The organism is Treponema sp. R6D11 (genome assembly GCF_054786075.1).
This window is the reverse complement of the sequence record NZ_BDHD01000771.1, coordinates 1-532: the sequence shown is the minus strand read 5'-3', so window position 1 is coordinate 532 and position 532 is coordinate 1. Positions and strand designations below refer to the sequence as shown.

Here is a 532-nt window from a genome sequence, read left to right as displayed (position 1 = left end):
CCTCAAAGCCTCTGATATGGATGCATTTGTTTCCACGACTGGCCCAGGGTCATTTACGGGTTCTCGTGTAGGATCTGCGTTTGTAATGGGTTTAGCCAAAGGTCTTGGAAAAAAAGCGTATGGCGTTTCAAGCCTAAAATTGCTTGCTTTAAACGCAAAAGATAGAACAGAGGTAACACCTGTCGTACCTGCCGGAAGAGACGCTTATTATGTTTCCAGCTACACTTGGAACGGCGACAAACTTGTCGAAAAAGAGCCTCCAAAAAGAGAGTCGGCAGAGCATGTAAATCTATACAGCGAAAAAGTTGTTTATAAGGTCCCAAACAAATGGGCAAACTTCCGCGAAGAAGACATGGAAAGAATTCATATACAATACATTGGAGGACAAGTATGATTTACATAGCAAGCGATCACGGTGGTTACAAATTAAAAGAAACAATCAAAGCTCACCTACCAAAAAGCTTCGAAGACGTTGGTCCTGATACAGATGCATCCTGCGATTATCCCCTCTTTGCACAAAAAGCGTGCGAGA

General features: G+C 43.0%; 2 protein-coding genes. Both read left to right on the top strand.

Going from position 1 to position 532, the window contains the following annotated elements:
• Nucleotides 1-394 (top strand): tRNA (adenosine(37)-N6)-threonylcarbamoyltransferase complex dimerization subunit type 1 TsaB (tsaB, locus tag ACYVTD_RS16005; RefSeq protein ID WP_461248676.1); only part of this gene is annotated, 394 nt, incomplete at its 5' end.
• Nucleotides 328-532 (top strand): RpiB/LacA/LacB family sugar-phosphate isomerase (locus ACYVTD_RS16000; protein WP_461248675.1); only part of this gene is annotated, 205 nt, incomplete at its 3' end. The genes tsaB and ACYVTD_RS16000, both read left to right, overlap by 67 nt.